This is a genomic window from Agromyces sp. MMS24-K17 (genome assembly GCF_043950245.1).
In the GTDB taxonomy this organism is placed as follows: domain Bacteria; phylum Actinomycetota; class Actinomycetes; order Actinomycetales; family Microbacteriaceae; genus Agromyces.
Window position 1 is genome coordinate 3,156,679 of record NZ_CP171640.1, and the last position, 23,112, is coordinate 3,179,790.

A 23,112-nucleotide genomic window follows, 5' to 3' on the forward strand; every position below is an offset into this window, starting at 1 on the left:
CGAGCGGACGCGTCATCAGTGCTGCCCCGCCGATCATGCGAACAATTCCTCACGTCGGGCGCCGAGCGGACGCGTCATCAGTGCTGCCCCGCCGATCATGCGAACAATTCCTCACGTCGGGCGCCGAGCGGACGCGTCATCAGTGCTGCCCCGCCGATCATGCGAACCATTCTCCCAGTCGGTCGCCGAGGAGGCGAAGCCCCGCCGAGTTGGACGATTTGACGAGGACGGTGTCGCCCGGGCGCACCTTGGACACGACGAGGTCGAACGCCTCGTCGTCGGTCTCCACGAACGCGGACTCGCCGTCCCACGAGCCCTCGTTGATCGCGGAGATGTGCAGTCGGCGGGCCCCCGAGCCGACCACGACGAGCTGGGAGATGCCGAGTCGCACGGCGAGCAGGCCGATGCGGTCGTGCTCCTCCCCCGAGAACTCGCCCAGTTCGCTCATCTCGCCGAGCACGGCGAACGTGCGCGTCTCGGGCGCGCGGACCTGCGCGAGCGTCTTCAGCGCCGCCGCCATCGAGTCGGGGCTGGCGTTGTAGGCGTCGTTGATGACCGTGACGCCGTCGCGGCCGCCGAGCACCTCCATGCGCCAGCGCTCCGCGAGCGTCACCGTCTCGAGCGCGGCGGCGATGTCGTCGAGCGGCACGTCGAGCTCCAACGCCGAGGCGGTCGCCGCCAGCGCGTTCATCACGTGGTGCTCGCCGAGCACCGAGAACCGGACGCGGGCGGATGCCCCGCCCGGGGCCGCGATCGTGAAGTCGGTGCCGCGGGCGTGCACGACGAGGTCGGTCGCGCGCACGTCGGCGTCGTCGCCGAGCCCGAACCGGACGACGCGCGCGGGCGTCACCTCGGCCATGCCGGCGACGCGCGGGTCGTCGGCGTTCAGCACCGCGACGTCCGACGGGAGGAGGTCGGTGACCATCTCCGACTTCGCCCGCAGGGTCTGCTCGATGCCGCCGAACTCGCCGGCGTGCGCGAGACCGACCTTGAGCACGACGCCCACGTCGGGGCGGGCCATGCGCACCAGCCGGGCGATCTCGCCGACGCCCGATGCCCCCATCTCGGCGACCAGGAACCGCGTGTCGTGCGTGAGCTCCAGCATCGTGATCGGCCCGCCGACCTCGTTGTTGAACGACTTCCGCGACGCGACGGTGGGGCCGACGCGCTCGAGGATGGTCCGAAGCAGGTTCTTCGTCGTCGTCTTGCCGTTCGAGCCGGTGACGCCGACGATCCGCAGGTCCCCGTGCGCGCGGACCCGCGCGACGACCTCGGTCGCGAGCGAACCGAGCGCGTCCACCGAGTCGGCGACGACGACCTGGGGCACGGGCAGGTCGAGCGGCTGCTCGACGATCAGCAGCGCGGCACCCCGCTCGACCGCGGACGGCGCGAAGCGGTGCCCGTCGTCGAACTCGCCGCGCTTGGCGACGAACAGCCAGCCCGGCTCGATCTCGCGGGAGTCGGTCGTGACCGGCCCGTCGACCACCGTCTCGGGCGTGGCATCCGTGCCGTCGAGGCGCAGCGTGCCGCCGACCGCCTCGGCGACCTCGGCCAGGGTCAGCGCGATCATGCGGGCCACCCCGCCTCGCGCAGCGCCTGCCGCGCGTCGTCGCGTGCGGAGTAGGGGATCTTCACGCCGTTCACCTCGTGGTAGTCCTCGTGGCCGGGGCCCGCGTACAGGATCGCGTCGCCGGGGCCGGCGAGCGAGAGCGCGGTGCGGAACGCGGTCGCCGGGTCGGCGACCTCGTGGATCTCGCGGTCGGGCACCGCGGACCGCGCCCCGGCGATGAGCGCCGCGCGGATCGCCGCCGGGTCCTCGGTGCGCGGGTGGAAGTCGGTGATCACCACGACGTCGGCGCCGCGCGCGGCGATCGCGCCCATGTCGGCGCGCTTCGTGGTGTCGCGGTCGCCGTCGGCGCCGAACAGCATGATGAGCCGGCCGGGCACGAGCGGCCGGATCGCGGCGAGCGTCTGCAGGAACGCGTCGGGGCTGTGCCCGTAGTCGACGAAGACGAGCGGGCCCCGCTCACCCGAGATGCGCTCGGCGCGGCCCGGGATGTAGGCACTGATGCCGCCGTCGCGCTCGAGCACGCCGGCGATCCGGTCGAAGTCGACGCCGCCGTCGACGAGCATCGCGATCGCGAGCGCCGCGTTCGCGGCCATGTACCAGCCGATGAGGGGCACGCTCGTCTCGAGGGTGCGGCCGCCCGGGCCGTCGAGGCGGAACCGGGTCGCCGTCGCCGCCTGGTCGAGGACGCGGATGCGCCAGTCGGCGTCGACGTCGTCGAGCGTCGTGAGCGTCGTCACCGGGATGCCGGCAGCCGCGGTCTCGGCCGCGAGCCGCACGCCCCAGTCGGAGTCGACCGTGATGACCGCGCGACGGGTGCGAGCGGGGTCGAACAGGGCGCGCTTCGCCTCGAAGTACTCCTCCATGGAGGCGTAGTCGTCGAGGTGGTCGTGGGTGAGGTTCGTGAACCCGGTGACGTCGAACACGAGCCCGTCGACGCGGTGGCGGCTCACCGCCTGCGCGGAGACCTCGACGCCGACGGCCTCGACGCCGACCTCGCGCATCCGCGCGAGGAGCGCGTGCAGCTCGCTCGCCTCCGGCGTGGTGAGCGAGCTGGTGACGACCTCGTCGCCGATCCGGCGCTCGGCGGTCGAGGTGAGCCCGGCGACGATGCCGAGCTGGCGCAGGATGCCGTAGAGGAGGTAGACGACGCTCGTCTTGCCGTTGGTGCCGGTGACGGCGTAGAGGGTCGCGGGGTTCTCCGCGGTGCCGTGGATCCACGCGGCGATGCCGCCGAGCGCGGCGCGCGCGTCGTCGACGACGAGCACCGGCAGCGCGGGCGCGGCCGAGGCGGCCCGGTCGGCGCCGGCCGCGTCGGTGAGGATGGCGACGGCACCGCCCTGCGCAGCCTCGGCGGCGAAGTCCGCGCCGTGCGCGCGGACGCCGGGCACGCCGACGTACAGGTCGCCCGGCTGAACGGCCTTCGAGGACAGCACGACTCCCGTCGTCCGCGCCTGCGCGAGTTCGCCCCGGACCTCGAGGCCGAACGCCCGGGCGAGCTCCTCCAGCGACCGGGGCGTCGGGTCCTGCGGGCGGAGGGCCGGCGGTGGCGATCCGGTCACGAACCCAACTTTCTCACCAGGATGCTGGCAGTTCAGGCGCCGGGGCGCCGGATGGAACGGTCCGATACTTCTTCAGCACCTGGCTCATCACGTCTCTGAAGACGGGGGCGGATGCGGCGGACGAATTCATCTTAACGGCATTCATGATGCTCACCGAGACGACGAACTGCGGGTCGTCCGCGGGTGCGAACCCGGCCACGGAAACGAGGTATTCCTTCCGGTATCCGCCCTGGCCGTCCGCGAACTGGGCGGTGCCGGTCTTCGCGGCGACCCGGTATCCGGGGATGTTCCACTCGTCGGCGAGCCAGCCGTCCTGGTACACCATCTCCAGCATCTGGGAGGTCTCGTCGGCCGCCTGCTCGGAGATCACCCGCCGACCCTCGGTCGACGGTTCCTCGGTCACGGTGCCGTCCTCGTAGGTGCAGCCCTGCACGAGGCTCACGGGCATGCGCACGCCTCCGTTCGCGATCGTCTGGTAGACGCTCGCGATCTGGATGGCCGTCGTCGTGAGGCCCTGGCCGAACATCGTCGTGTACCTGGTCTGGTTGTCCCAGTCCTCGGGGTCGCCGTGGAGGTCGCCGGATGCCTCGCTGAGGAAGTCGACCTCGGTGGGGCTGCCGAGCCCGAAGTCGAGCATGTACTGGTAGCGCTGGAGGTCGCTGAGCCGCTCGCCGAACAACGACATGCCGGTGTTCGACGACTCGATCAGCACCCCGGTGAGCGTGAGGTTCTCGTCGTCGTGGAAGCTGCTGTCGTTGACGTCGACGCCGCCGCCCGGCTTGTACCGGTACGGCGCGACGACGCCGCTCGTCGGCTCCGCCTGGCCCGCGTCGATCACGGACGCGGCCGTCAACGCCTTGAACGTCGACCCGGGTTCGAACGGTGCCGTGAACGCGCGGCTGCCCCGGTCCTCGGCGTCGGTGGCGGTGGGGTCGTTCGGGTCGACCGTCGGCACGTCCGCGACCGCGAGCAGCTCGCCGGTCTTCGCGTCCATCACGGTCACGGTCGCCCAGTCGGCCTGGAGTTCCTGCACCCTCGCCTCGGCGATGCGCTGCACCTGGAACTGGAGGTCGGCGTCGATCGTGAGCTGGAGGCTGCCGCCGTCGTGCGCCTCCTCCTCGACCACCTCGGTGCCCGGGATCGAGACCCAGTCCTCGAGGCTCCGCAGCGAGCTCACGCGGCCGTCGACGCTCGCGAGGCACTCGTCCTGGCTCAGCTCGAGCCCCGCGAGCGGGTCGCCGTCGTCGCCGAAGAAGCCGAGCAGGTTGCCCGCGACCGCGCCGTTCGGGTAGCGACGGCCCGGGTGGTCCTCGGTGTAGACCCACGGGATCTCCAGCGCCTTCACCCGCTCGTACGCGTCCGTGTCGACCTGCTTGGCGACGAACGCGTAGTCGGAGTCGGGATCCTCGGCGAGGCTCGCGTCGATCGTTCCCAGGATCTCGGCCGCCGTGATGCCGAGCGCCTGACCGAGGGCGTTCGCGTTCGCGTCGAGCTCCTCGGGCGTGCCCGACTGCGCCGACCTCGCCTGCTTCGGCGACATCGTGATGTCGTACCGCATGACGCTGTCGGCGAGCACGACGCCGTTGCGGTCGACGATCTCGCCGCGCGTGCCGTAGACCTTCACCGAGCGCGACCGGATGTCGTCGGCCGCCTCGTTGAGCTCGTCGGCGCGCACGACCTGGATGTCGACGAGGCGCACCACGAACACGCCCACGAGCGCGACGAGCAGCAGGCCCGACAGGATGATGCGCCACGCGGGCCGCCGGTTCGTGCCTGCCATCCGGTCGGTCCTCCCCTTCGGGTCTGCGGGCTGTTTCGTCAGTGGGTGTCCGGGGTGGGCAGCGAATCGGCGACCGGCGGCGGAGCCGCGGCCCCGGTGGCGCCCGCTGCATCGGCGCCCTCTGCAGGAGTCTCCCCGCCGCCTGCTGGGTGACGAGCGGCACGCCGTCGATCAGCGCATTCGGCACGAGCGACCCGGTCCCGGAGGCGCCGCCGGCGGCGGGCCTCGGGTCGCCGAGCACGGCGCCGTCGCTGAGCCGGAGGTACACGGGGTCGTTGTTCGGCACCATCCCGAGCGATTCCGCGTTCTGAGCGAGGTACTGCGGCGACTCCCGCCGGTCGAGTTCCTCGACCAGCTTCTGCCGCTCCCGGCCGAGCTCGACGAGCTTCATCTGGTAGCGGTCGGCCTCGTAGGCCCCCTCGGTCATCGCGAGCGTGAGCAGCAGCTGGGCGACGACGATCGCCGCGATGCCCGCGAGCGCGACGAGCGCGTACGCGAGGCGCGGCTTCCGCCGGCGCTCGACCTCGGGTGCGGGCCGGAGACGACGGCCCGGCTCGACGGTCCGCCGGGGTGCAGGCAGGGACTGGGCCGGAACGGCGCTCATGCCGGCCTCCTCACGCGTTCGGCGGCTCGCAGCCGCACCGGCTTGGCTCTCGGGTTCTCCGCCTGCTCGGCCTCGCTCGCCAGCTCGGCGCCGCGGACGAGGAGCTTGAACTGCGGGCGGTGCTCGGGCAGTTCCATCGGCAGGCCCGCCGGGGCGGTCGAGCTGGACGCCGCCTGCAGCACCCGCTTGACGATCCGGTCCTCGAGCGACTGGTAGGCCAGCACGACGATCCGGCCGCCGACCGCCAGCGACCCGAGCGCCGCCGGCATCGCGGCCTCGAGCACGGACAGCTCCTCGTTTACCTCGATCCGGAGCGCCTGGAAGACGCGCTTGGCGGGGTGGCCCTGGCGCTGGATGGCCACCGGCGTCGCCTCGGTGATGATCGCCACGAGCTGGGCCGACCGGGTGATCGGCGCGTCGGCACGGGCCCGCACGATCGCCCGGGCATACCTCGCCGCGAGCTTCTCCTCGCCGTAGTCGAGGAAGATGCGCCGCAGCTCGTCCTCCGAGGCCTCGGCCACGACGTCGGCCGCCGTGCGACCGCGCGTCGAGTCCATGCGCATGTCGAGCGGCGCGTCCTTCGAGTACGCGAACCCGCGCTCGGCGCGGTCGAGCTGCAACGACGAGACGCCGAGGTCGAAGAGGATGCCGTCGACCTCGGGGAACCCCTCCGAGCGGATGGCCCGGGCGATGCCGTCGTAGACGGTGTGGACGAACCGGGCGCGATCGCCGAAGTCGGCGAGTCGTCGACGGGCGATGCCGAGCGCATCGGTGTCGCGGTCGAGCCCGATCACCGTGAGCTCCGGGAAGCGCTCGAGGAACGCGTTCGTGTGGCCGCCCATGCCGAGCGTCGCATCGACGAGCACGGCGCCCGGACGACTGACCGCCGGGGCGAGGAGCTCGACGGTGCGCTCGAGCATCACCGGGGTGTGGATACGTGAGATGTCCATGATGAAACGGGACTCGTCCCCGGGTTCCGATCCCCATCCGTTCGTCCTGATGCGGGGAAGTGCACCAGGCCCGCACGGCTGGGAGTCGCAACCCGGGTCAGAAGAGTCCGGGAATCACCTCCTCCGCCGTCTCCGCGAAGGCCGCCTCCTGCTCTGCGAGGTATGTGTGCCATGCCTCGGCCGCCCAGATCTCCACCCTGCTGCCTGCGCCGATGACCGCGAGGTCCCGGTCGAGGCCGGCGTACGCGCGAAGCGTGGCCGGGATGGTGAGCCGGTGCTGCTTGTCGGGGGTCTCCGCGGAAGCCCCCGAGAGGAAGACGCGCATGTAGTCGCGCGCCTGCTTACTCGTGACGGGGGCTTGGCGGATCTTCTCGCTCATGCTCTCGAACTCCCTCGCGCTGAAGACGTACACGCAGCGCTCCTGCCCGCGCGTCAGCACGAGCCCGCTCGAGAGCTCCTCCCTGAATTTGGCAGGAAGAATGATGCGACCTTTCTCGTCGAGCTTGGGCTCATAGGTACCGAGGAACATCGCGCCACCCCCTTTCCTCCTACCGGGATCCAGGTGACTCCACCTTACTCCACTCCCATCCACCTTTCAACGATCCTGCCCGTTCCCAGGCGTTTCGGAGGTCAGGGAAAGCCCTGAAATCCGCAGGAGTTCAGGAGTGGAGGACGGTGGAGGGAACTGCGCCAGCCGGGGAGGATCGGCGCGCTCACGACGGGAATCGGAGGCCGGATGCCTCGCCGGCGTGCTCCTCGGACGCCGGATCAGCGCCCGAACGGCGCCCGGACGCACGAAAAACGGGCCGATCGATCGATCGGCCCGTTCAGGTGGTGGGAAGTGGAGGGATCAGTCGCGATCCTCCTGGCGGCGATCCCAACGCTCGTTCAGGCGGTCCATGAAGCCGGCGCTGCTGCGGTGCGGCGCCTGGGTACCCGCCTTCGGCGCCGACGGCCGGCCGGCCGCCGCCCGCTTGGACGGGGTGATCGCCAGCAGGACGCCGGCGAACATGAGGCCGAACCCGATCACGCCGACGATCAGGAGGTGCAGGGCGACGCCCGCGATGAGCCCGGCGACCCCGAGCAGGGCCAGCAGGATGCCGAGCACGATCGACCGGTAGTTCGGACGACCGCGGCCGCTCACGGCCGCGACGAAATCGGCGTCGTTCCGATAGAGATTGCGCTCCATCTCCTCGAGAAGACGTTGCTCCTGCTCAGAAAGCGGCATCTCATTCTCCTCAGGCTCGGGCCCGGCGCATCCTCGCGCCATTCTATCCCCGCCGCCCGTCGCTAGGCTAGGCGGGTGGCTCACGGTACTCGGCTGAACGACCTCGTACAAGATCGCATCGAGGAGTTCCTCGATGACCGTGGATCGATTCTCCACTCCATCAGCCCCGACCTCGCCCCGCTGGACCGATTCTCAAAGGGCTTTCTCAGCGGGGGCAAGCGCTTCCGGGCCCGGTTCTGCTACTGGGGCTGGCAGGCCGTCACCGGCCCCGGCGACCGCGATCCGTACGCCGTGCTCTCGGCCGCCGCCGCGCTCGAGCTCTTCCACGCCGCCGCCCTCGTGCACGACGACCTGATCGACAACTCCGACACCCGTCGCGGCGCGCCCGCGGCGCACCGGAGGTTCGAGGCCCTGCACGGGGAGTCGGGCTGGTCGGGCAACGGCGACGACTACGGTCGCGCGAGCGCGATCCTCCTCGGCGACCTGCTGCTCGGCTGGAGCGACGAGCTGCTCGACGAGGGCTTGCAGACCCTCGCCGACCGCGGCCACGCCCGCGCGGCCCGAGCCGAGTTCATGCGGATGCGCACGGAGGTGACCGCCGGGCAGTACCTCGACATCCTCGAGGAGCGGGCCTGGCTCACCAAGCCCGACGCCGAGCAGCGCCTCCGCGCCGAGCGCATCATCACCTACAAGTCGGCCAAGTACAGCATCGAGTCCCCGCTCGCGATCGGTGCCACGATCGCCGGGGCGTCCGCCGCCCAACTGGCGGCCCTGCGCGAGTTCGGCCTGCCGCTCGGCATCGCCTTCCAGCTGCGCGACGACCTGCTCGGCGTCTACGGCGACCCGGAGGTCACGGGCAAGCCCGCCGGCGACGACCTCCGCGAGGGCAAGCGGACCATGCTCGTGGCGATCGCCCGCGAGCGGCTGGCTCCGGGCCAGCGCCGGCTGCTCGACGAGCTCCTCGGCGACCCCGAGCTGACGGCGGAGCAGGTCAGGACGCTGCAGCGGACCATCCGGGACTGCGGCGCGGTCGACGAGCTCGAGGCGATCATCGCCGACGAGGTCGACCGGGCGACCCGGGTGCTCGCCGATGCGGCGATCGACGGCGAGGCGCGACGCGCGCTCTCGGACCTCGCGACCACGGTCACGAAGCGCGCCAGCTGAGGCGGGAGGCGAGTCGGGCTACGCGAGCGCCTGGGCGACCCGGCGCACCTCGGCCTTGCGGCCGGCGCGGAGCGCGAGGATCGGAGAGGTGCCGAGGCTGTCCTCCTCCGCCAGCAGCCACGCGAGCGCCTCGTCGTCGCCGAACCCGGCGTCGGAGAGCACGATCGCGGTGCCGTGGAGCTCGGGCAGCGGCGCGTCGTCGCGGAGGAACAGCGCCGGGACCTTCAGCACGCCGTCGACCCGCGCGCCGAGCAGGTGACGGTCGTCGATCAGCCGACGCACCCGGCTCGGGGTCAGCCCGGTGCGCTCGACCAGGTCCGGGACGGTCAGCCATTCGATCTCTTCGGTCACGCGACCAAGACTGCCATGCGAGCGGGGCGCATCGGAAGTCGCGCCGGGACCGGCGACGCGCGCGCAGGTGTTTGACTCGCCCATGCCCCTGTGCGACGGTGGCCGGGATGCCAGGGCATCGCGTGTGGGGGCACGAGCGGCTGGGGGGCCGATGGAGGAACGACGCGGACCGAGGGCGTTCCGCCGAGCACTGGCGGTACCCGTCGCGATCGCGAGCACCGTCGCGGTGACGCTCGGGATCGGCCAGCCCGCCGAGGCGTCCCCGCAACCGCCGAAGCGCGAGACCGCCAAGCCGAAGGCGACCACCACGCCGGTCGCCCGTCCGGCGGCGATCGAGGCCGCGCCGTCGGAGTACGTCGTGGTCGCCGGTGACACCGTGAGCGGCATCGCGGAGCGCTACGGTCTCGCGACGGCGGAGGTGCTCGCGCGCAACGGCCTGAGCTGGTCGACGCTGATCTTCCCGGGCCAGCGACTCCAGCTCCAGGGCGGCGCCGAACCGCACGTGGCGCCGGTCACGCCCGCCATCCCCCGGCACATGGTGGTCGACGGCGACACGGTGAGCGGCATCGCCGCCCGCTACGGCCTCTCGGTCGACGACGTGCTCTCGGTGAACGGGCTGAGCCGGCAGTCGATGATCTTCCCCGGGAGCAGCTCGTGCTGCCGCCGGCATCGGGCGTCGCGGCGCCGGCGCCGCCGGTCGAGGTCCCGCCGGCACCAGTGGAGGCGCCCGCGCCGCCGGCACCGCCGGTCGAGGCATCCGCCCCGCCCGCCCCCGCACCGGTCGAGGCATCCGTCTCGATGCCGCTGACCGACGAGACGCGCGCGAACGCGCAGCTCATCGTCGACGTCGGGCGCGCGCTCGGCGTGCCCGACCAGGGCATCGTCGTCGCGCTGGCCGCCGCCGCCCAGGAGTCGGGCCTGAAGAACAACGCCTACGGCGACCTCGACTCGCTCGGACTCTTCCAGCAACGCCCGAGCCAGGGCTGGGGCACCCCGGAGGAGGTCCAGGATCCGCACCGGGCCGCCATCGCCTTCTACGGCGGGCAGACCAACCCGAATCCGGGCCGTACGCGCGGGCTCCTGGACGTCCCCGGCTGGGAGTCGATGACCGTCGCGCAGGCCGCGCAGGCCGTCCAGGTGAGCGCGCACCCCGACCACTACGCCAAGTGGGAGACGCAGGCGCGGGCCTGGCTCGCCGAGCTCGGCTGACGGCGACGTCGACGCGCATCACGATGGGATTTCGATCCGAGCCGCACCGGCGTTTATCCGGCGGCGGGCATACGCCGCTCCCTACACTCGAACGGTGACCAGCGCCCCGCCCGACCCGATGATCGGCCGTCTCATCGACGGCCGCTATCAGGTGCGCTCGCGGATCGCCCGCGGCGGCATGGCGACCGTCTACCTCGCGACCGACCTGCGCCTCGAGCGCCGCGTCGCGATCAAGATCATGCACGGCCACCTGGCCGACGACAACACGTTCAAGACCCGGTTCGTGCAGGAGGCGCGCAGCGCCGCCCGGCTCGCGCACCCGAACGTCGTGAACGTGTTCGACCAGGGCCAGGACGCCGACATGGCGTACCTCGTGATGGAGTACCTGCCCGGCATCACGCTGCGCGACCTCCTGAAGGACTACAAGCGGCTCACGCCCGAGCAGACCGTCGACATCATGGACGCGGTGCTCGCCGGCCTCGCCGCCGCGCACAAGTCGGGCATCGTGCACCGCGACCTGAAGCCCGAGAACGTGCTGCTCGCCGACGACGGGCGCATCAAGCTCGGCGACTTCGGGCTCGCCCGCGCGGTGACCGCGAACACGGCGACCGGGCAGGCGCTGCTCGGCACGATCGCGTACCTCTCCCCCGAGCTCGTCACCCGCGGCGTCGCCGACGCGCGCAGCGACCTCTACGCGGTCGGCATCATGCTCTACGAGATGCTCACCGGTGAGCAGCCGTACGTCGGCGAGGCGCCGATGCAGATCGCCTACCAGCACGCGAACGACTCGGTGCCGGCGCCGAGCACGAAGAACCCGGCCGTGCCGCACGAGCTCGACGAGCTCGTGCTGTGGGCCACGGCCCGGACGCCCGAGGAGCGGCCGGCCGACGCCCGCGAACTGCTCGACCGGCTCCGCGAGGTCGAGCCCGCGATCCGCGGCGGACAGGCGGGCGTGCCCACTGCGGCCACCGCCGTGCTCACCGGTGCGATGCCCCTGACCGCCGAGACCCGCATCCTCGCCCCGGCCGCGGCCACCGCGATCGCCGTCGCCGAGCCGCCCGCCCCGGGCGACGAGCCTCCCGGCGGCGACGACACGACCGCGCTCGCCCGCGACGGCCAGCGGCGGAAGCGTCGCGGGTACTGGCTCCTCGCGCTCGTGCTCGTGCTGACCGGCCTCGCCGTCGGCACGGGTTGGTACTTCGGCGCGGGCCCCGGTTCGCTCGCCACCGTGCCCGCCACCGCGGGCCTCGACCCCGACGCCGCGACCACCGTGCTGGAGGACGCCGGCTTCGCCGTCGAACCCTCGGAGCGGAGCGATCCGGCCGTGCCGGCCGGGCAGGTCTCCGGCACCGATCCTGCCGAGGGCGCCCAGGCGCAGCGTGGCAGCACGCTCACCATGTACGTGTCGACCGGCCCGCGGATCCTGCCGCTGCCGTCGGTCGCCGGCATGCCCGAGGCCGACGCCCGCACCGCGCTCGGCGACTTCGAGGTGGCGGCCGACTCGCAGTCGCAGTTCTCCGCGGACGTGCCCGACGGATCCGTCATCGCCGTGCTCGACGCCTCCGGCGCACCGGCGCCCGCCGAGCTCGCCGAGCGCTCGCCGCTCACCCTGGTGGTCTCGGTCGGCGCCGTCCCCGACGTCTCGGGGCTGCCGGTCGGCGAGGCCGAGGCGGCGCTCACCGATGCCGGACTCACGCCGCAGCAGGGCGAGGCCGCGTTCAGCGACGAGGTCGCGAAGGACGTCGTGATCTCCCAATCGGCGACGACCGACCCGGTCCGCCCCGGCGACCCGATCGTCATCGTGGTCTCGAAGGGCCCCGACCTCGTCGAGGTGCCGAACGTCATCACCGGCCAGACGATCGCCGCCGCGCGCACCCAGCTCGAGGCGCTCGGGTTCGAGGTCGCCTCGAACGTGCCCGCGTTCCTCGAGGGCGCCGTCGTCGGCACCGTACAGGACCCGGCGCCGGGCACGATGGCCAAGCGCGGCTCGAAGGTCAGCGTCAACTTCGGCGGCTGAGCGCCTCGCGCGGCGTCGCGCGCTCGGCTCCGCGTGCGGTCGGCGGTCCGCACCCGCTTCGGCGTGCCGCCCGGGCTCGACGTGGGGTCGGCTCGGCGCCTCGCACCCCGCCGAACGCGGAACGGGCGTGCGACGGGACATCCCGTCGCACGCCCGTTCGCTCGTGCGTCAGCGCGCGGCCAGCTCCTCGGCGACCAGGAACGCCAGCTCCAGCGACTGCATGTGGTTCAGGCGCGGGTCGCACAGCGACTCGTACCGGGTCGCCAGCGTCGCCTCGTCGATGTGCTCCGAGCCGCCGAGGCACTCGGTCACGTCGTCGCCGGTGAGCTCCACGTGGATGCCGCCCGGGTGCGTTCCCGCGGCGCGGTGCGCCTCGAAGAAGCCGCGCACCTCGTCGACCACGTCGTCGAAGCGACGGGTCTTGTAGCCGTTCGGCGTCGTGATGCCGTTGCCGTGCATCGGGTCGGTCACCCACAGCGGCTGGGCGTCGCTGCGCTTGATCGCCTCGAGCAGCGGGGGCAGCGCGTCGCGGATCCTGCCCGCACCCATGCGCGTGATGAAGGTCAGCCGGCCCGGCTCGCGGTTCGGGTCGAGCTTCTCGATCAGCTCCAGCATCACCTCGGGGGTGGTGGTGGGGCCGAGCTTCACGCCGATCGGGTTGCGGACGCGCGACAGGAAGTCGACGTGCGCGCCGTCGAGGTCGCGCGTACGCTCGCCGATCCACACGAAGTGGGCCGACGTGTTGTACGGCGTGCCGGTGCGCGAGTCGATGCGCGTCATCGGGCGCTCGTAGTCCATCAGCAGGCCCTCGTGGCCCGTGTAGAACTCGGTGCGCTTGAGCTCCTCGAAGTCGGCCCCGCACGCCTCCATGAACCGGACGGCGCGGTCGATCTCCTTCGCGAGCTTCTCGTACCGGGCGTTCGCCGGGTTCGCCGCGAAGCCCTTGTTCCACTGGTGCACCTGGCGCAGGTCGGCGAAGCCGCCCTGCGTGAAGGCGCGGATCAGGTTCAGCGTGGAGACGGCCGTGTGGTAGCCCTGCACCAGCCGGCGCGGGTCGGCGGCACGCGACTCCGGCGTGAAGTCGTAGCCGTTCACGATGTCGCCGCGGTACGCGGGCAGCGTGACGTCGCCGCGCGTCTCGGTGTCGCTCGAGCGGGGCTTCGCGAACTGGCCCGCCATGCGGCCCATCTTCACCACCGGCATCGAGGCGCCGTAGGTCAGCACGACCGCCATCTGCAGCACCGTCTTGACGCGGTTCCGGATCTGGTCGGCGGTCGCCCCCGCGAACGTCTCGGCGCAGTCGCCTCCCTGCAGCAGGAAGGCCTCGCCGCGGGCCGCGGCACCGAGCCGGTCGCGCAGCATGTCGACCTCGCCCGCGAACACGAGCGGGGGCAGGGTGGCGAGCTCCGCCGACGCGGCGTCCGCCGCGGCGCGATCGGGCCATTCGGGCTGCTGCTTGATCGGCAGGTCGCGCCAATAGTCGAGGCCCGCGATCACCGAGGGATCTGCGTTCACGAAGGGCTCGACGAGCTGTACCACTGGCGTGTCCTGAGGGTCTGGCGCTGGCGCGCGGTGAGTTGGATGCCCCGCGCACACGATCGGCGTCGGGATTTCGAGCCTACCGCGACTGGGAAGCGCGTTGCTCCTTCACGGAACTCGCGTAGACATCGACGTATTCCTGGTCGCTGAGACGACGCAGGCGATGCACCAGTTCGTCGGTCACGCTGCGGAGCACGAAGCGGTCGCCCTCCATGCCCGCGAACCGGGTGAAGTCCATCGGCTCGCCGATGATGATGCCCACGCGCCGGACCCGCGGGAGGCGCGTGCCGATGGGCATGACCTCCTCCGTGCCGATCATCGCGACCGGGATCACGGGCGCGCCGGACTCGAGCACCATGCGCGCCACGCCCGTGCGGCCGCGATAGAGCTTGCCGTCGGGGCTCCGGGTGCCCTCCGGGTAGATGCCGAGGATGCGCTGCTCCGACAGCACCCGCAGGCCCGTATTCAGCGACGCCTCCGAGGCCTTGCCGCCCGACCGGTCGATCGGGAGCTGGCCCGCGGACTGGAAGAAGAGGCGGGTCGCCCAGCCCTTCAGCCCCTTGCCCGTGAAGTACTCGCTCTTCGCGAGGAAGACCACGGGGCGCGCGACGACGAGCGGCAGGAAGATCGAGTCGATGAACGACAGGTGGTTCGACGCGAGGATCACCGGGCCGGTCTTCGGGACGTTCTCCAGCCCGGCCACCCAGGGCCGGAAGATGGAGAGGATCACCGGCCCCACCACGATGTGCTTCATGATCCAGTAGAACACCGGAGCTCCTTCCGCGGAACGCGCCTCAGCCTACTCGGCGCGCGCCGGACGGTGGTCTGCGACCCACACGCGCGCGAGGTCGGCCGCACCGACCACGCCCGCATCGTTCACGAGCTCCGCGATCACGAAGTCGGGCTCGGGGTGGTAGCCGCGCGCCGGCAGGTGCTCGAGGAACGCCTCGCGGATCGGCGCCAGCAGCAGCTCGCCGGCCGCGGCGACGCCGCCGCCGAAGACGAAGCGTTGCGGGTCGAGCACGGCCGCCAGGCTCGCGGATGCCTCGCCGAGCCAGTGCCCGAGCTCCCGGAGTGCGGCGATCGCGCCCGGGTCCTCCTCCTCGATGAGGCCGCCCACGATGCGGCCGTCGAGCTCGCCGTGCTCGGCACGGGCCTTCGCCAGGCGCTGGCCGATGCCGCCGGCGTCCGCGATCGCGTTCGCCATGCGCATCAGCGCCCGGCCGGACCCGTACTGCTCGAGGCATCCGTGCTGCCCGCACCCGCACGCGTAGCCGCCGGGCACCACCCGCATGTGGCCGAGCTCGGCGCCGGCGCCGAAGCCCCCGCGGAAGAGCCGGTCGCCGGCGACGATCGCGCCGCCCACGCCGGTGCCGATGGTCAGCATGACCATGTCGCTCACGAGGCGGCCGGCGCCGAAGCGGAACTCCGCCCATCCGGCGGCGTTGGCGTCGTTGTCGACGACGACGCTCGTGCCCACGCGAGCCTCGAGCTTCTCGCGGAAGGGCTCGTTGCGCCAGTCGATGTTCGGCGCGTAGTACACGGTCGACTGCGCAGCGTCGATGAACCCGGCCGCGGCGACGCCGACCGCCTCCACCTCGTGCGCGGCCTGCAGCGACGTGATCATCGCGACGACGGCGTCCTCGAGGGCGACGGGATCGGTCGGCGTCGGCACGCGGTCGGCGGCCACGATCTCGCCGAGCTCGTCGACGACGGCTCCCGCGATCTTCGTCCCACCGATGTCGATTCCGATCGCGAGCGTCACGAGTACCGTCCTTCGAGGTGTGTGGAGATTCGGGCGGCGCAAACGGAGTCGGTGCAGCCGCAACGACTAGAGTGTAGTCATCCCCTAGCCGAGGTTCGCGAGGCCGACCGAACCACCTCCGACCTCTCCCACCGGTGCCGAAGGAGTTACCGTGATCGAATCGTCCGTCCCCGCACTCGTTGCGCCGGATCCGAAGGCGAACACCACCGACCTGCTCGTCGAGCGCGTGGCCGCCACGCCCGACTCCGTGCTGTTCTCGCTGCCGACCGCCGACGGCGGCTGGTCGCCGGTCACCACCCGTGAGTTCTACGACCAGGTCATCGCGCTCGCGAAGGGCCTCGTCGCGGCGGGCATCGAGCCCGGCGACAAGATCGGCCTGATGTCGAAGACGCGCTACGAGTGGACGCTCATCGACTTCGCGACCTGGTTCGCCGGCGCGGTGCTCGTGCCGATCTACGAGACCAGCTCCCCGCGCAGGTGCGCTGGAACCTGAGCGACTCGGGTGCGATCGCCGCGATCTTCGAGAGCGCCGACCACTTCGCCCGCTTCGACGAGGTCCACCCCGACCTGCCCGCCATCGGCAAGGTCTGGCAGATCGACCTCGGCGACCTCGACAAGCTCGCCGCGGCGGGCGTCGACGTGCCCGACGAGGAGATCGAGCGGCGGCGCCGCCTCGCGGTCGGCAGCGACCTCGCGACGATCATCTACACCTCGGGCTCGACCGGCAAGCCGAAGGGCTGCGTGCTGACGCACTCGAACTTCGTCGAGCTGTCCCGCAACGCCGCGGTCGCCCTCGACGACGTCGTGCTCGACCCGAACGGGGCATCCACGCTCCTCTTCATCACCACCGCGCACGTGTTCGCGCGCTTCATCTCGGTGCTGTGCGTGCACGCGGGCGTGCGCGTCGGCCACCAGCCCGACACCAAGCTGCTCCTCCCCTCGCTCGGCTCGTTCAAGCCCACCTTCCTCCTCGCGGTCCCCCGCGTGTTCGAGAAGGTCTACAACGTGTCGGAGCAGAAGGCCGAGACCGGCGGCAAGGGCAAGATCTTCCGTGCCGCGGCCGACACGGCGGTCGAGTACTCGACCGCCCTCGAGCAGGGCAAGGTGCCGCTCGGCCTGAAGCTGAAGTTCCGGGTCTTCGACGCGCTGGTGTTCAAGAAGCTCCGCGCCGCGATGGGCGGCAACGTCAAGTACGCCGTGTCGGGCTCCGCTCCGCTCGGCCCGCGCCTCGGACACTTCTACCACGCGCTCGGCATCACCATCCTCGAGGGCTACGGCCTCACCGAGACCACGGCGCCCGCGTCGGTCAACCTCACGCGCAAGTCGAAGATCGGCACCGTCGGACCGGCCCTGCCGGGCGTCTCGATCCGCATCGCCGAGGACGGCGAGATCGAGGTCAAGGGCATCTGCGTCTTCAAGGAGTACTGGAAGAACCCGGAGGCCACCGCGGCCGCGTTCGACGGCGAGTGGTTCAAGACCGGCGACCTCGGCGCCTTCGACGACGACGGGTTCCTCTCGATCACCGGTCGCAAGAAGGAGATCATCGTCACCGCCGGCGGCAAGAACGTCGCTCCCGCAGCGCTCGAGGACCCGATCCGCGCGAACCCGCTCGTCGGCCAGGTCGTCGTCGTCGGCGACCAGAAGCCGTTCATCTCGGCGCTCGTCACGCTCGACCCCGAGATGCTGCCCGTCTGGCTCGGCAACAACGGCGAGGAGGCGAACCTCTCGCTCGAGGACGCCGCACGCAACCCGCACGTCCTCGCCGAGGTGCAGCGTGCCATCGACGCGGCGAACGAGCACGTGTCGCGTGCCGAGTCCATCCGGAAGTTCACGATCCTGCCGCTGGAGCTCACCGAGGCCAGTGGCCACCTCACGCCGAAGATGAGCATCAAGCGGAACGTCATCCTCGACGACTTCTCCGCCGAGATCGAGGGGATGTACTCCGGGGCCCCTGCCACCGAGGGGCATTCGGTCATCGCCTGATCCCGCAGCACCGACGTCGAAGCCCCGCAGCCGTCGGCTGCGGGGCTTCGGCCGTTCCCGGCCCGATCGCGTCCGGTCGGACGCCCGGGTCCAGCCCGGTCAGAACCAGTCGGACTCTCGCACCTGGCGCATCGCGACGCGGCGCTCGTCCTTCTCGAGCCGGTCGAGGTAGACGATGCCGTCGAGGTGGTCGCACTCGTGCTGGAGCGCCTGGGCCATGAGTCCCTCGCCGCTCAGCTCGACCTCGTTGCCCTCGAGGTCGCGCCCGCGCACGCGCGCGTACGGATAGCGCGGCGTCTTGTGCCACTGCCCGGGCACCGAGAGGCATCCCTCGTCGATCTTCGCGGGCTCGCCGCGCACCTCGACCAGTTCGGGGTTGATGACGTACCCGACATCCCCGTCGACGTTGTAGCTGAACACCCGCAGGCCGACGCCGATCTGCGGCGCGGCGACGCCGGCACGGCCGGGGATGCGCACGCTGTCGACGAGATCGGCCACGAGGCCGCGGACGCCCTCGTCGATGTCACCGACGGGCAGGGAGGCGGACTTCAGGACAGGGTCGCCGAACAGGCGAATGGGACGTTCCGGCAATGGTGCTCCGATCAGTGCTCGCGCTCGACGGGCAGGCCCTCGACCACGAGCGCGGCGAGTTCGCGGGCGGCGTCGCGGGTGACCTGGCGCAACGCGGTCCAGCGCACCACGGACCCGGCCGCGAGTTGGGGGTCGTAGGGGATGCGCACGATCTCGCGCACGCGCGACGCGAAGTGGGCCTCGATCTCGTCGACCTTCACCAGGTGCGTGCCCTGCGTCGCGAGGTTGATCGCGACGACGGCGTTGCGCACGAGGTCGCCGTACCCGTTCGCCTCGAGCCACGTCAGCGTCTCGGAGGCCAGCCGCGCCTCGTCGACGCTGCCGCCCGAGACGATCACGATCGAGTCGGCGCGTTCGATCGTCGCGCGCATGACCGAGTGCACGATGCCCGTGCCGCAGTCGGTCAGCACGATCGAGTAGTACTGCGCCGCCAGGGCGGCGACGACCTCGTAGTCCTCCGAGTCGAACGCCTCGGACAGGTGCGGGTCGGTGTCGGACGCGAGGATGTCGAGGCGGGTCTCGTCGCGCGAGACGAAGCCCGAGAAGTCGGTGTAGCCGCCGATGGTGCCGGCCTTCGCGACGACGTCGCGCACCGTCTCACGCGTCTGGCGGTCGACGCGCTCCGCCAGCGTGCCGCGGTCGGGGTTCGCGTCGATGGCGATCACGCGGTCGTCGCGGGCGTCGGCGAGGGCCATGCCGAGCAGCGTCGTGACCGTGGTCTTGCCGACGCCGCCCTTGCGCGTGAGCACGGGCACGAACCGGGCGCTCCCCTCGAAGCGGCGGCCGATGCGCTCGTTCATCGCCCGGTGGGCGAGCACCTTCGCCGAGTCGCCCCGGTTCACGAGATGGAGCGTCGCCTCGTACAGGAAGCGGTTGAAGCCGCCCTGCGGCGCGGGCCGCGTCGTGCGATTGAGGTCGATCAGGCGGTCGGCCGTCAGCGACTCGCTCGTCTCCGGCGCCTCGGCGGGCCCGTCGACGGTCGCCACCTCGGCGATCACCGGCGTGGCGCCCGTATCCGCGCGACGCACGTCACGGCGCGTCGGTGCCGCATCGGCGGCGATCAACGCACTGTACGGTCCGGCGTCGCGACGGGCCGAGCCGACGTACCCGCCGCCGCTCGCCACGACCTCGATCGACCGCGTGATGGGACCGCCCGACCCGACGCCGACGGGGTCGACCGCGACGTCGTCGATGGCGACCGCCACCTCGTCGTCGGGAACCTCGCGCACCGGTGCGGGCGGCAGGTCGACGCGGACGTTCAGGCTCTCCGGCAGTGCCGCGGCACCGCCGGTCGACGTTCCCGTGCGCCGGCCCGAGCCCCCGCTCGCACGACTCCCCTGCCCTGACTGCTCAGCCACCGAGCCCCCCTCTCTTCAGCGGAATCGATGCATCAGCCTAGCGCGGACGCACGACCACGAGCAGGTCCCCGGCCTCGACCTGCTGCGTCTTCGGCACCGCGACGCGCTCGACGACGCCGGCGACGGGCGAGGTGATCGCCGCCTCCATCTTCATCGCCTCGATCGTCGCGACGGCCTGGCCGGGTGCGACCTCGTCGCCGACCTCGACCTGCAGGGTCACCACGCCGGAGAACGGCGCGGGCACCTGGCCGGGCTGCGAGGCATCCGCCTTCTCCGCCGCGCGCGTCTCGACCACGATCGAGCGGTCGCGGACGAACACCGGCCGCAGCTGCCCGTTGAGGGTGGTCATGACGGTGCGCATGCCCTTCTCATCGGCCTCGCCGATCGCCTCGAGGCCCGCGTGCAGGCGGACGCCCTTGGCGATCTGGATGACGTGCTCGGCGCCGGGGCGGAGCCCGTACAGGTAGTCGGCCGTGTCGACGACCGACAGGTCGCCGAAGAGTTCGCGGATCTGCTCGAACTGGCGGGTCGGGGCCGGGAAGAGCAGCGAGTTCAGGGTCGACCGGCGCGTGGCGCTGTCGCCCTCGAGCGCCTCCCGCTCGTCGGGGGTGAGTTCGTTCACGCCGGTGCGCACCTCGCGCCCCGCCAGCACCTTCGAGCGGAAGGGCTCCGGCCAGCCGCCCGGCAGGTCGCCGAGCTCGCCCGCCATGAACCCGACCACGGAGTCGGGGATGTCGTAGCGCTCCGGGTTCGCCTCGAAGTCGGCCGGGTCGGCCTTGACGGCCGCCAGGTGCAGCGCGAGGTCGCCCACCACCTTCGACGACGGGGTCACCTTCGGCACGCGGCCGAGGATCGAGTCGGCCGCCGCGTAGAGGTCCTCGATGCGCTCGAAGTCGTCGGCGAGGCCGAGGGCGATCGCCTGCTGGCGGAGGTTCGACAGCTGGCCGCCGGGGATCTCGTGGTGGTACACCCGGCCGGTGGGGCCGGGGACGCCCGACTCGAACGGCGCGTACAGGCGGCGCACGGCCTCCCAGTACGGCTCGAGGTCGGAGACCGCCTGGAGCGAGATCCCGGTGTCGCGGTCGGTGTGCGCCAGGGCGGCGACGAGCGCCGACGCCGACGGCTGGCTGGTGGTGCCCGCCATCGGCGCGCTCGCGACGTCGACCGCGTCGACCCCGGCCCGGCTCGCGGCCAGGAGGGTCGCCAGCTGCCCGCCGGCGGTGTCGTGCGTGTGCAGGTGCACCGGCAGGTCGAAGCGCTCGCGGAGCGCCGCGACCAGCTTCTCGGCCGCGGTCGGGCGCAGGAGCCCGGCCATGTCCTTGATGGCGAGCACGTGCGCGCCCGCCGACACGACCTGGTCGGCGAGTCGCAGGTAGTAGTCCAGCGTGTAGAGGTCTTCCGCCGGGTCCAGCAAGTCGCCGGTGTAGCAGAGCGCGACCTCGGCGACCGCGTGCCCGGTGGCGAGCACCGAGTCGATCGCCGGGCGCATCTGCGAGACGTCGTTCAGGGCGTCGAAGATGCGGAACACGTCGACGCCGGTCGCCGCGGCCTCCCGGACGAACGCATCGGTGACCTCGGTCGGGTACGGCGTGTACCCGACGGTGTTGCGACCGCGCAGCAGCATCTGGATGTTGATGTTCGGCAGCGCCTCGCGGAGGGCCGCGAGGCGGTCCCACGGGTCCTCCCCGAGGAAGCGGAGCGCGACGTCGTAGGTCGCACCGCCCCACGCCTCGACCGAGAGGAGGCCGGGCGTGAGCCGGGCGACGTACGGGGCCACCGCGACGAGGTCGCGGGTGCGCACGCGGGTGGCGAGCAGCGACTGGTGCGCGTCGCGGAAGGTCGTGTCGGTGACCGCGAGCGGCTCCTGCGCGCGGAGCGCGGCGGCGAAGCCGGTCGGGCCGAGCTCCAGCAGGCGCTGGCGCGAACCCTCCGGTGCGGGCACCGCGAGGTCGAGCGCGGGCAGCTTGTCGACCGGGCTCACCGTCGTCGGCGCGACGCCGTTCGGCTGGTTCACGGTGACGTCGGCGAGCCAGTTCAGGATCTTCGTGCCGCGGTCCTTCGAGACGCGGCCGCGGAGCAGTTCGGGCCGCTCCTCGATGAACGAGGTGCTGAGGTCGCCGGCGACGAACGCCGGGTCCTCGAGCACGGCCTGCAGGAAGGGGATGTTCGTGGAGACGCCGCGGATGCGGAACTCCGCGAGGGCGCGCTTCGCGCGGGCCACCGCGGCGACGTGGTCGCGCCCGCGGCAGGTCAGCTTCGCGAGCATCGAGTCGAAGTGCGGGCTGATCCGCGACCCGGGGTCGACGGTGCCGCCGTCGAGGCGGATGCCGGCGCCGCCGGGCGAACGGTACGTCGTGATGCGCCCCGTGTCGGGCCGGAAGCCCGCCGTCGGGTCCTCGGTGGTGATGCGGCACTGCAGCGCCGCGCCGCGCAGGCGGATCTGGTCCTGGCGGAGGCCGAGGTCCTCGAGGGTCTCCCCCGCCGCGATGCGCATCTGCGACACCACGAGGTCGACGTCGGTCACCTCCTCGGTGACGGTGTGCTCGACCTGGATGCGCGGGTTCATCTCGATGAACACGTGCTCGCCGGCCCGCTCGCCGGCGGTGTCGAGCAGGAACTCGACCGTGCCCGCGTTCACGTAGCCGATGGACTTCGCGAAGGCGATGGCGTCGCGGTACAGCGACCGGCGGATGTCGTCCGACAGGTTCGGGGCCGGCGCGATCTCGATGACCTTCTGGTGGCGGCGCTGCACCGAGCAGTCGCGCTCGAAGAGGTGCACCGTCTCGCCCGAGGCATCCGCCAGCACCTGGACCTCGATGTGGCGCGGCCGCAGCACGGCCTGCTCCAGGAACATCGTCGGGTCGCCGAACGCGCTGTCGGCCTCGCGCATGGCCTCCTCGAGGGCCGGGCGCAGCTCCTCGAGCGTGTTCACGCGGCGCATGCCGCGCCCGCCGCCGCCGGCGACCGCCTTCGCGAAGATCGGGAAGCCGATCTCCTCGGCGCCGGCCAGGAGCGCCTCGATGTCGCGCGACGGCGGCGTCGACTTCAGCACGGGCACGCCGGCCGCGATCGCCTGCTCCTTCGCCGTGACCTTGTTGCCCGCCATCTCGAGCACGCGCTTCGGCGGCCCGATGAAGGTGATGCCCGCGGCCTCGGCCGCCTCGGCCAGCTCGGGGTTCTCCGAGAGGAAGCCGTACCCGGGGTAGATCGCGTCGGCGCCCGCCTCCTGCGCGACGCGGATGATCTCCGAGACGTCGAGGTAGGCCCGCACCGGATGCCCCGGCTCGCCGATCTGGTACGCCTCGTCGGCCTTCAGGCGATGGAGGGAGTTGCGGTCCTCGTATGGGTAGACGGCCACGGTCTTCGCGCCGAGTTCGACAGCGGCTCGGAACGCCCGGATGGCGATCTCTCCGCGGTTGGCGACCAGGATCTTCTCGAACATTG

The 23,112-nt window shown here is 71.9% G+C and carries 17 protein-coding genes and 1 pseudogene; 5 read left to right on the forward strand and 13 right to left on the reverse strand.

All coding sequences use genetic code 11. The features are described from left to right. Positions 1 to 157: 157 nt before the first annotated feature. The 6 genes from murF to ACGGZK_RS14460 form a co-directional block, all read right to left on the reverse strand. Positions 158 to 1,570, reverse strand: coding sequence for a UDP-N-acetylmuramoyl-tripeptide--D-alanyl-D-alanine ligase (gene murF / locus ACGGZK_RS14435; RefSeq protein ID WP_395243326.1), 1,413 nt, complete (start codon positions 1,568 to 1,570; stop codon positions 158 to 160). Further along, positions 1,567 to 3,129, reverse strand: a complete 1,563-nt coding sequence (locus ACGGZK_RS14440) for a Mur ligase family protein (protein WP_395243327.1) — start codon at positions 3,127 to 3,129, stop codon at positions 1,567 to 1,569. The genes murF and ACGGZK_RS14440 overlap by 4 nt, the downstream gene beginning before the upstream one ends. Before the next feature lie 13 nt (positions 3,130 to 3,142). Then, positions 3,143 to 4,909: a peptidoglycan D,D-transpeptidase FtsI family protein gene (locus ACGGZK_RS14445; RefSeq protein ID WP_395243328.1), complete on the reverse strand. Its 1,767-nt coding sequence runs from the start codon at positions 4,907 to 4,909 to the stop codon at positions 3,143 to 3,145. A gap of 600 nt (positions 4,910 to 5,509) precedes the next feature. Then, a complete protein-coding gene (gene rsmH, locus ACGGZK_RS14450; RefSeq protein WP_395243329.1) occupies positions 5,510 to 6,463 on the reverse strand; it encodes a 16S rRNA (cytosine(1402)-N(4))-methyltransferase RsmH in 954 nt (317 codons plus the stop codon). A 97-nt stretch (positions 6,464 to 6,560) separates the two neighbouring features. After that, positions 6,561 to 6,992 carry a division/cell wall cluster transcriptional repressor MraZ gene (gene mraZ / locus ACGGZK_RS14455; protein WP_395243330.1) on the reverse strand — a complete coding sequence of 144 codons (432 nt, stop codon included), beginning with the start codon at positions 6,990 to 6,992 and terminating at the stop codon, positions 6,561 to 6,563. Between the two features lie 321 nt (positions 6,993 to 7,313). Continuing rightward, a complete protein-coding gene (locus ACGGZK_RS14460; protein ID WP_395243331.1) occupies positions 7,314 to 7,691 on the reverse strand; it encodes a DUF3040 domain-containing protein in 378 nt (125 codons plus the stop codon). Positions 7,692 to 7,766: 75 nt separating this feature from the next. Here ACGGZK_RS14460 and ACGGZK_RS14465 point away from each other — a divergent pair, with 75 nt between their 5' ends. Continuing rightward, positions 7,767 to 8,855, forward strand: a complete 1,089-nt coding sequence (locus ACGGZK_RS14465) for a polyprenyl synthetase family protein (RefSeq protein ID WP_395243332.1) — start codon at positions 7,767 to 7,769, stop codon at positions 8,853 to 8,855. Between the two features lie 18 nt (positions 8,856 to 8,873). Here ACGGZK_RS14465 and ACGGZK_RS14470 read toward each other — a convergent pair whose 3' ends face one another. Then, positions 8,874 to 9,206 (reverse strand): Rv2175c family DNA-binding protein, encoded by a 333-nt coding sequence (locus ACGGZK_RS14470; protein WP_395243333.1) that lies wholly within the window; start codon positions 9,204 to 9,206, stop codon positions 8,874 to 8,876. Positions 9,207 to 9,432: 226 nt separating this feature from the next. Here ACGGZK_RS14470 and ACGGZK_RS14475 point away from each other — a divergent pair, with 226 nt between their 5' ends. From ACGGZK_RS14475 to pknB, 3 genes are all read left to right on the forward strand, one after another. After that, on the forward strand, positions 9,433 to 10,014 hold the full coding sequence (locus ACGGZK_RS14475; RefSeq protein WP_395243334.1) for a LysM peptidoglycan-binding domain-containing protein: 582 nt from the start codon (positions 9,433 to 9,435) through the stop codon (positions 10,012 to 10,014). Then, complete coding sequence (locus tag ACGGZK_RS14480; RefSeq protein ID WP_395243335.1) at positions 10,005 to 10,415, forward strand: hypothetical protein; 411 nt, start codon at positions 10,005 to 10,007, stop codon at positions 10,413 to 10,415. The genes ACGGZK_RS14475 and ACGGZK_RS14480 overlap by 10 nt, the downstream gene beginning before the upstream one ends. 94 nt (positions 10,416 to 10,509) lie before the next feature. Beyond that, entirely contained in the window at positions 10,510 to 12,432 is a 1,923-nt protein-coding gene (gene pknB, locus ACGGZK_RS14485) for a Stk1 family PASTA domain-containing Ser/Thr kinase (protein ID WP_395243336.1), read from the forward strand. A 168-nt stretch (positions 12,433 to 12,600) separates the two neighbouring features. Here the strand turns inward: pknB and ACGGZK_RS14490 are convergent, their stop codons facing one another. From ACGGZK_RS14490 to ACGGZK_RS14500, 3 genes are all read right to left on the reverse strand, one after another. After that, complete coding sequence (locus ACGGZK_RS14490) at positions 12,601 to 13,929, reverse strand: class II 3-deoxy-7-phosphoheptulonate synthase (protein WP_395246094.1); 1,329 nt, start codon at positions 13,927 to 13,929, stop codon at positions 12,601 to 12,603. A 121-nt stretch (positions 13,930 to 14,050) separates the two neighbouring features. After that, positions 14,051 to 14,740, reverse strand: a complete 690-nt coding sequence (locus ACGGZK_RS14495; protein ID WP_395243337.1) for a lysophospholipid acyltransferase family protein — start codon at positions 14,738 to 14,740, stop codon at positions 14,051 to 14,053. Between the two features lie 30 nt (positions 14,741 to 14,770). Beyond that, a complete protein-coding gene (locus tag ACGGZK_RS14500) occupies positions 14,771 to 15,736 on the reverse strand; it encodes an ROK family glucokinase (protein ID WP_395243338.1) in 966 nt (321 codons plus the stop codon). Positions 15,737 to 15,887: 151 nt separating this feature from the next. On the opposite strand from ACGGZK_RS14500, the pseudogene ACGGZK_RS14505 reads away from it, so the two are divergent. Then, positions 15,888 to 17,719: pseudogene (locus tag ACGGZK_RS14505) on the forward strand (AMP-dependent synthetase/ligase). Positions 17,720 to 17,818: 99 nt separating this feature from the next. Here ACGGZK_RS14505 and ACGGZK_RS14510 read toward each other — a convergent pair. The 3 genes from ACGGZK_RS14510 to ACGGZK_RS14520 are packed head-to-tail and all read right to left on the reverse strand — an operon-like array spanning position 17,819 to position 23,110. Continuing rightward, complete coding sequence (locus ACGGZK_RS14510; RefSeq protein ID WP_395243339.1) at positions 17,819 to 18,310, reverse strand: peptide deformylase; 492 nt, start codon at positions 18,308 to 18,310, stop codon at positions 17,819 to 17,821. Positions 18,311 to 18,321: 11 nt separating this feature from the next. Next, on the reverse strand, positions 18,322 to 19,668 hold the full coding sequence (locus ACGGZK_RS14515; protein WP_395243340.1) for a MinD/ParA family protein: 1,347 nt from the start codon (positions 19,666 to 19,668) through the stop codon (positions 18,322 to 18,324). Between the two features lie 37 nt (positions 19,669 to 19,705). Then, the gene (locus ACGGZK_RS14520) at positions 19,706 to 23,110 is read right to left on the reverse strand and encodes a pyruvate carboxylase (protein WP_395243341.1); all 3,405 of its coding nucleotides are present in this window, start codon (positions 23,108 to 23,110) and stop codon (positions 19,706 to 19,708) included. Positions 23,111 to 23,112 lie beyond the last annotated feature (2 nt).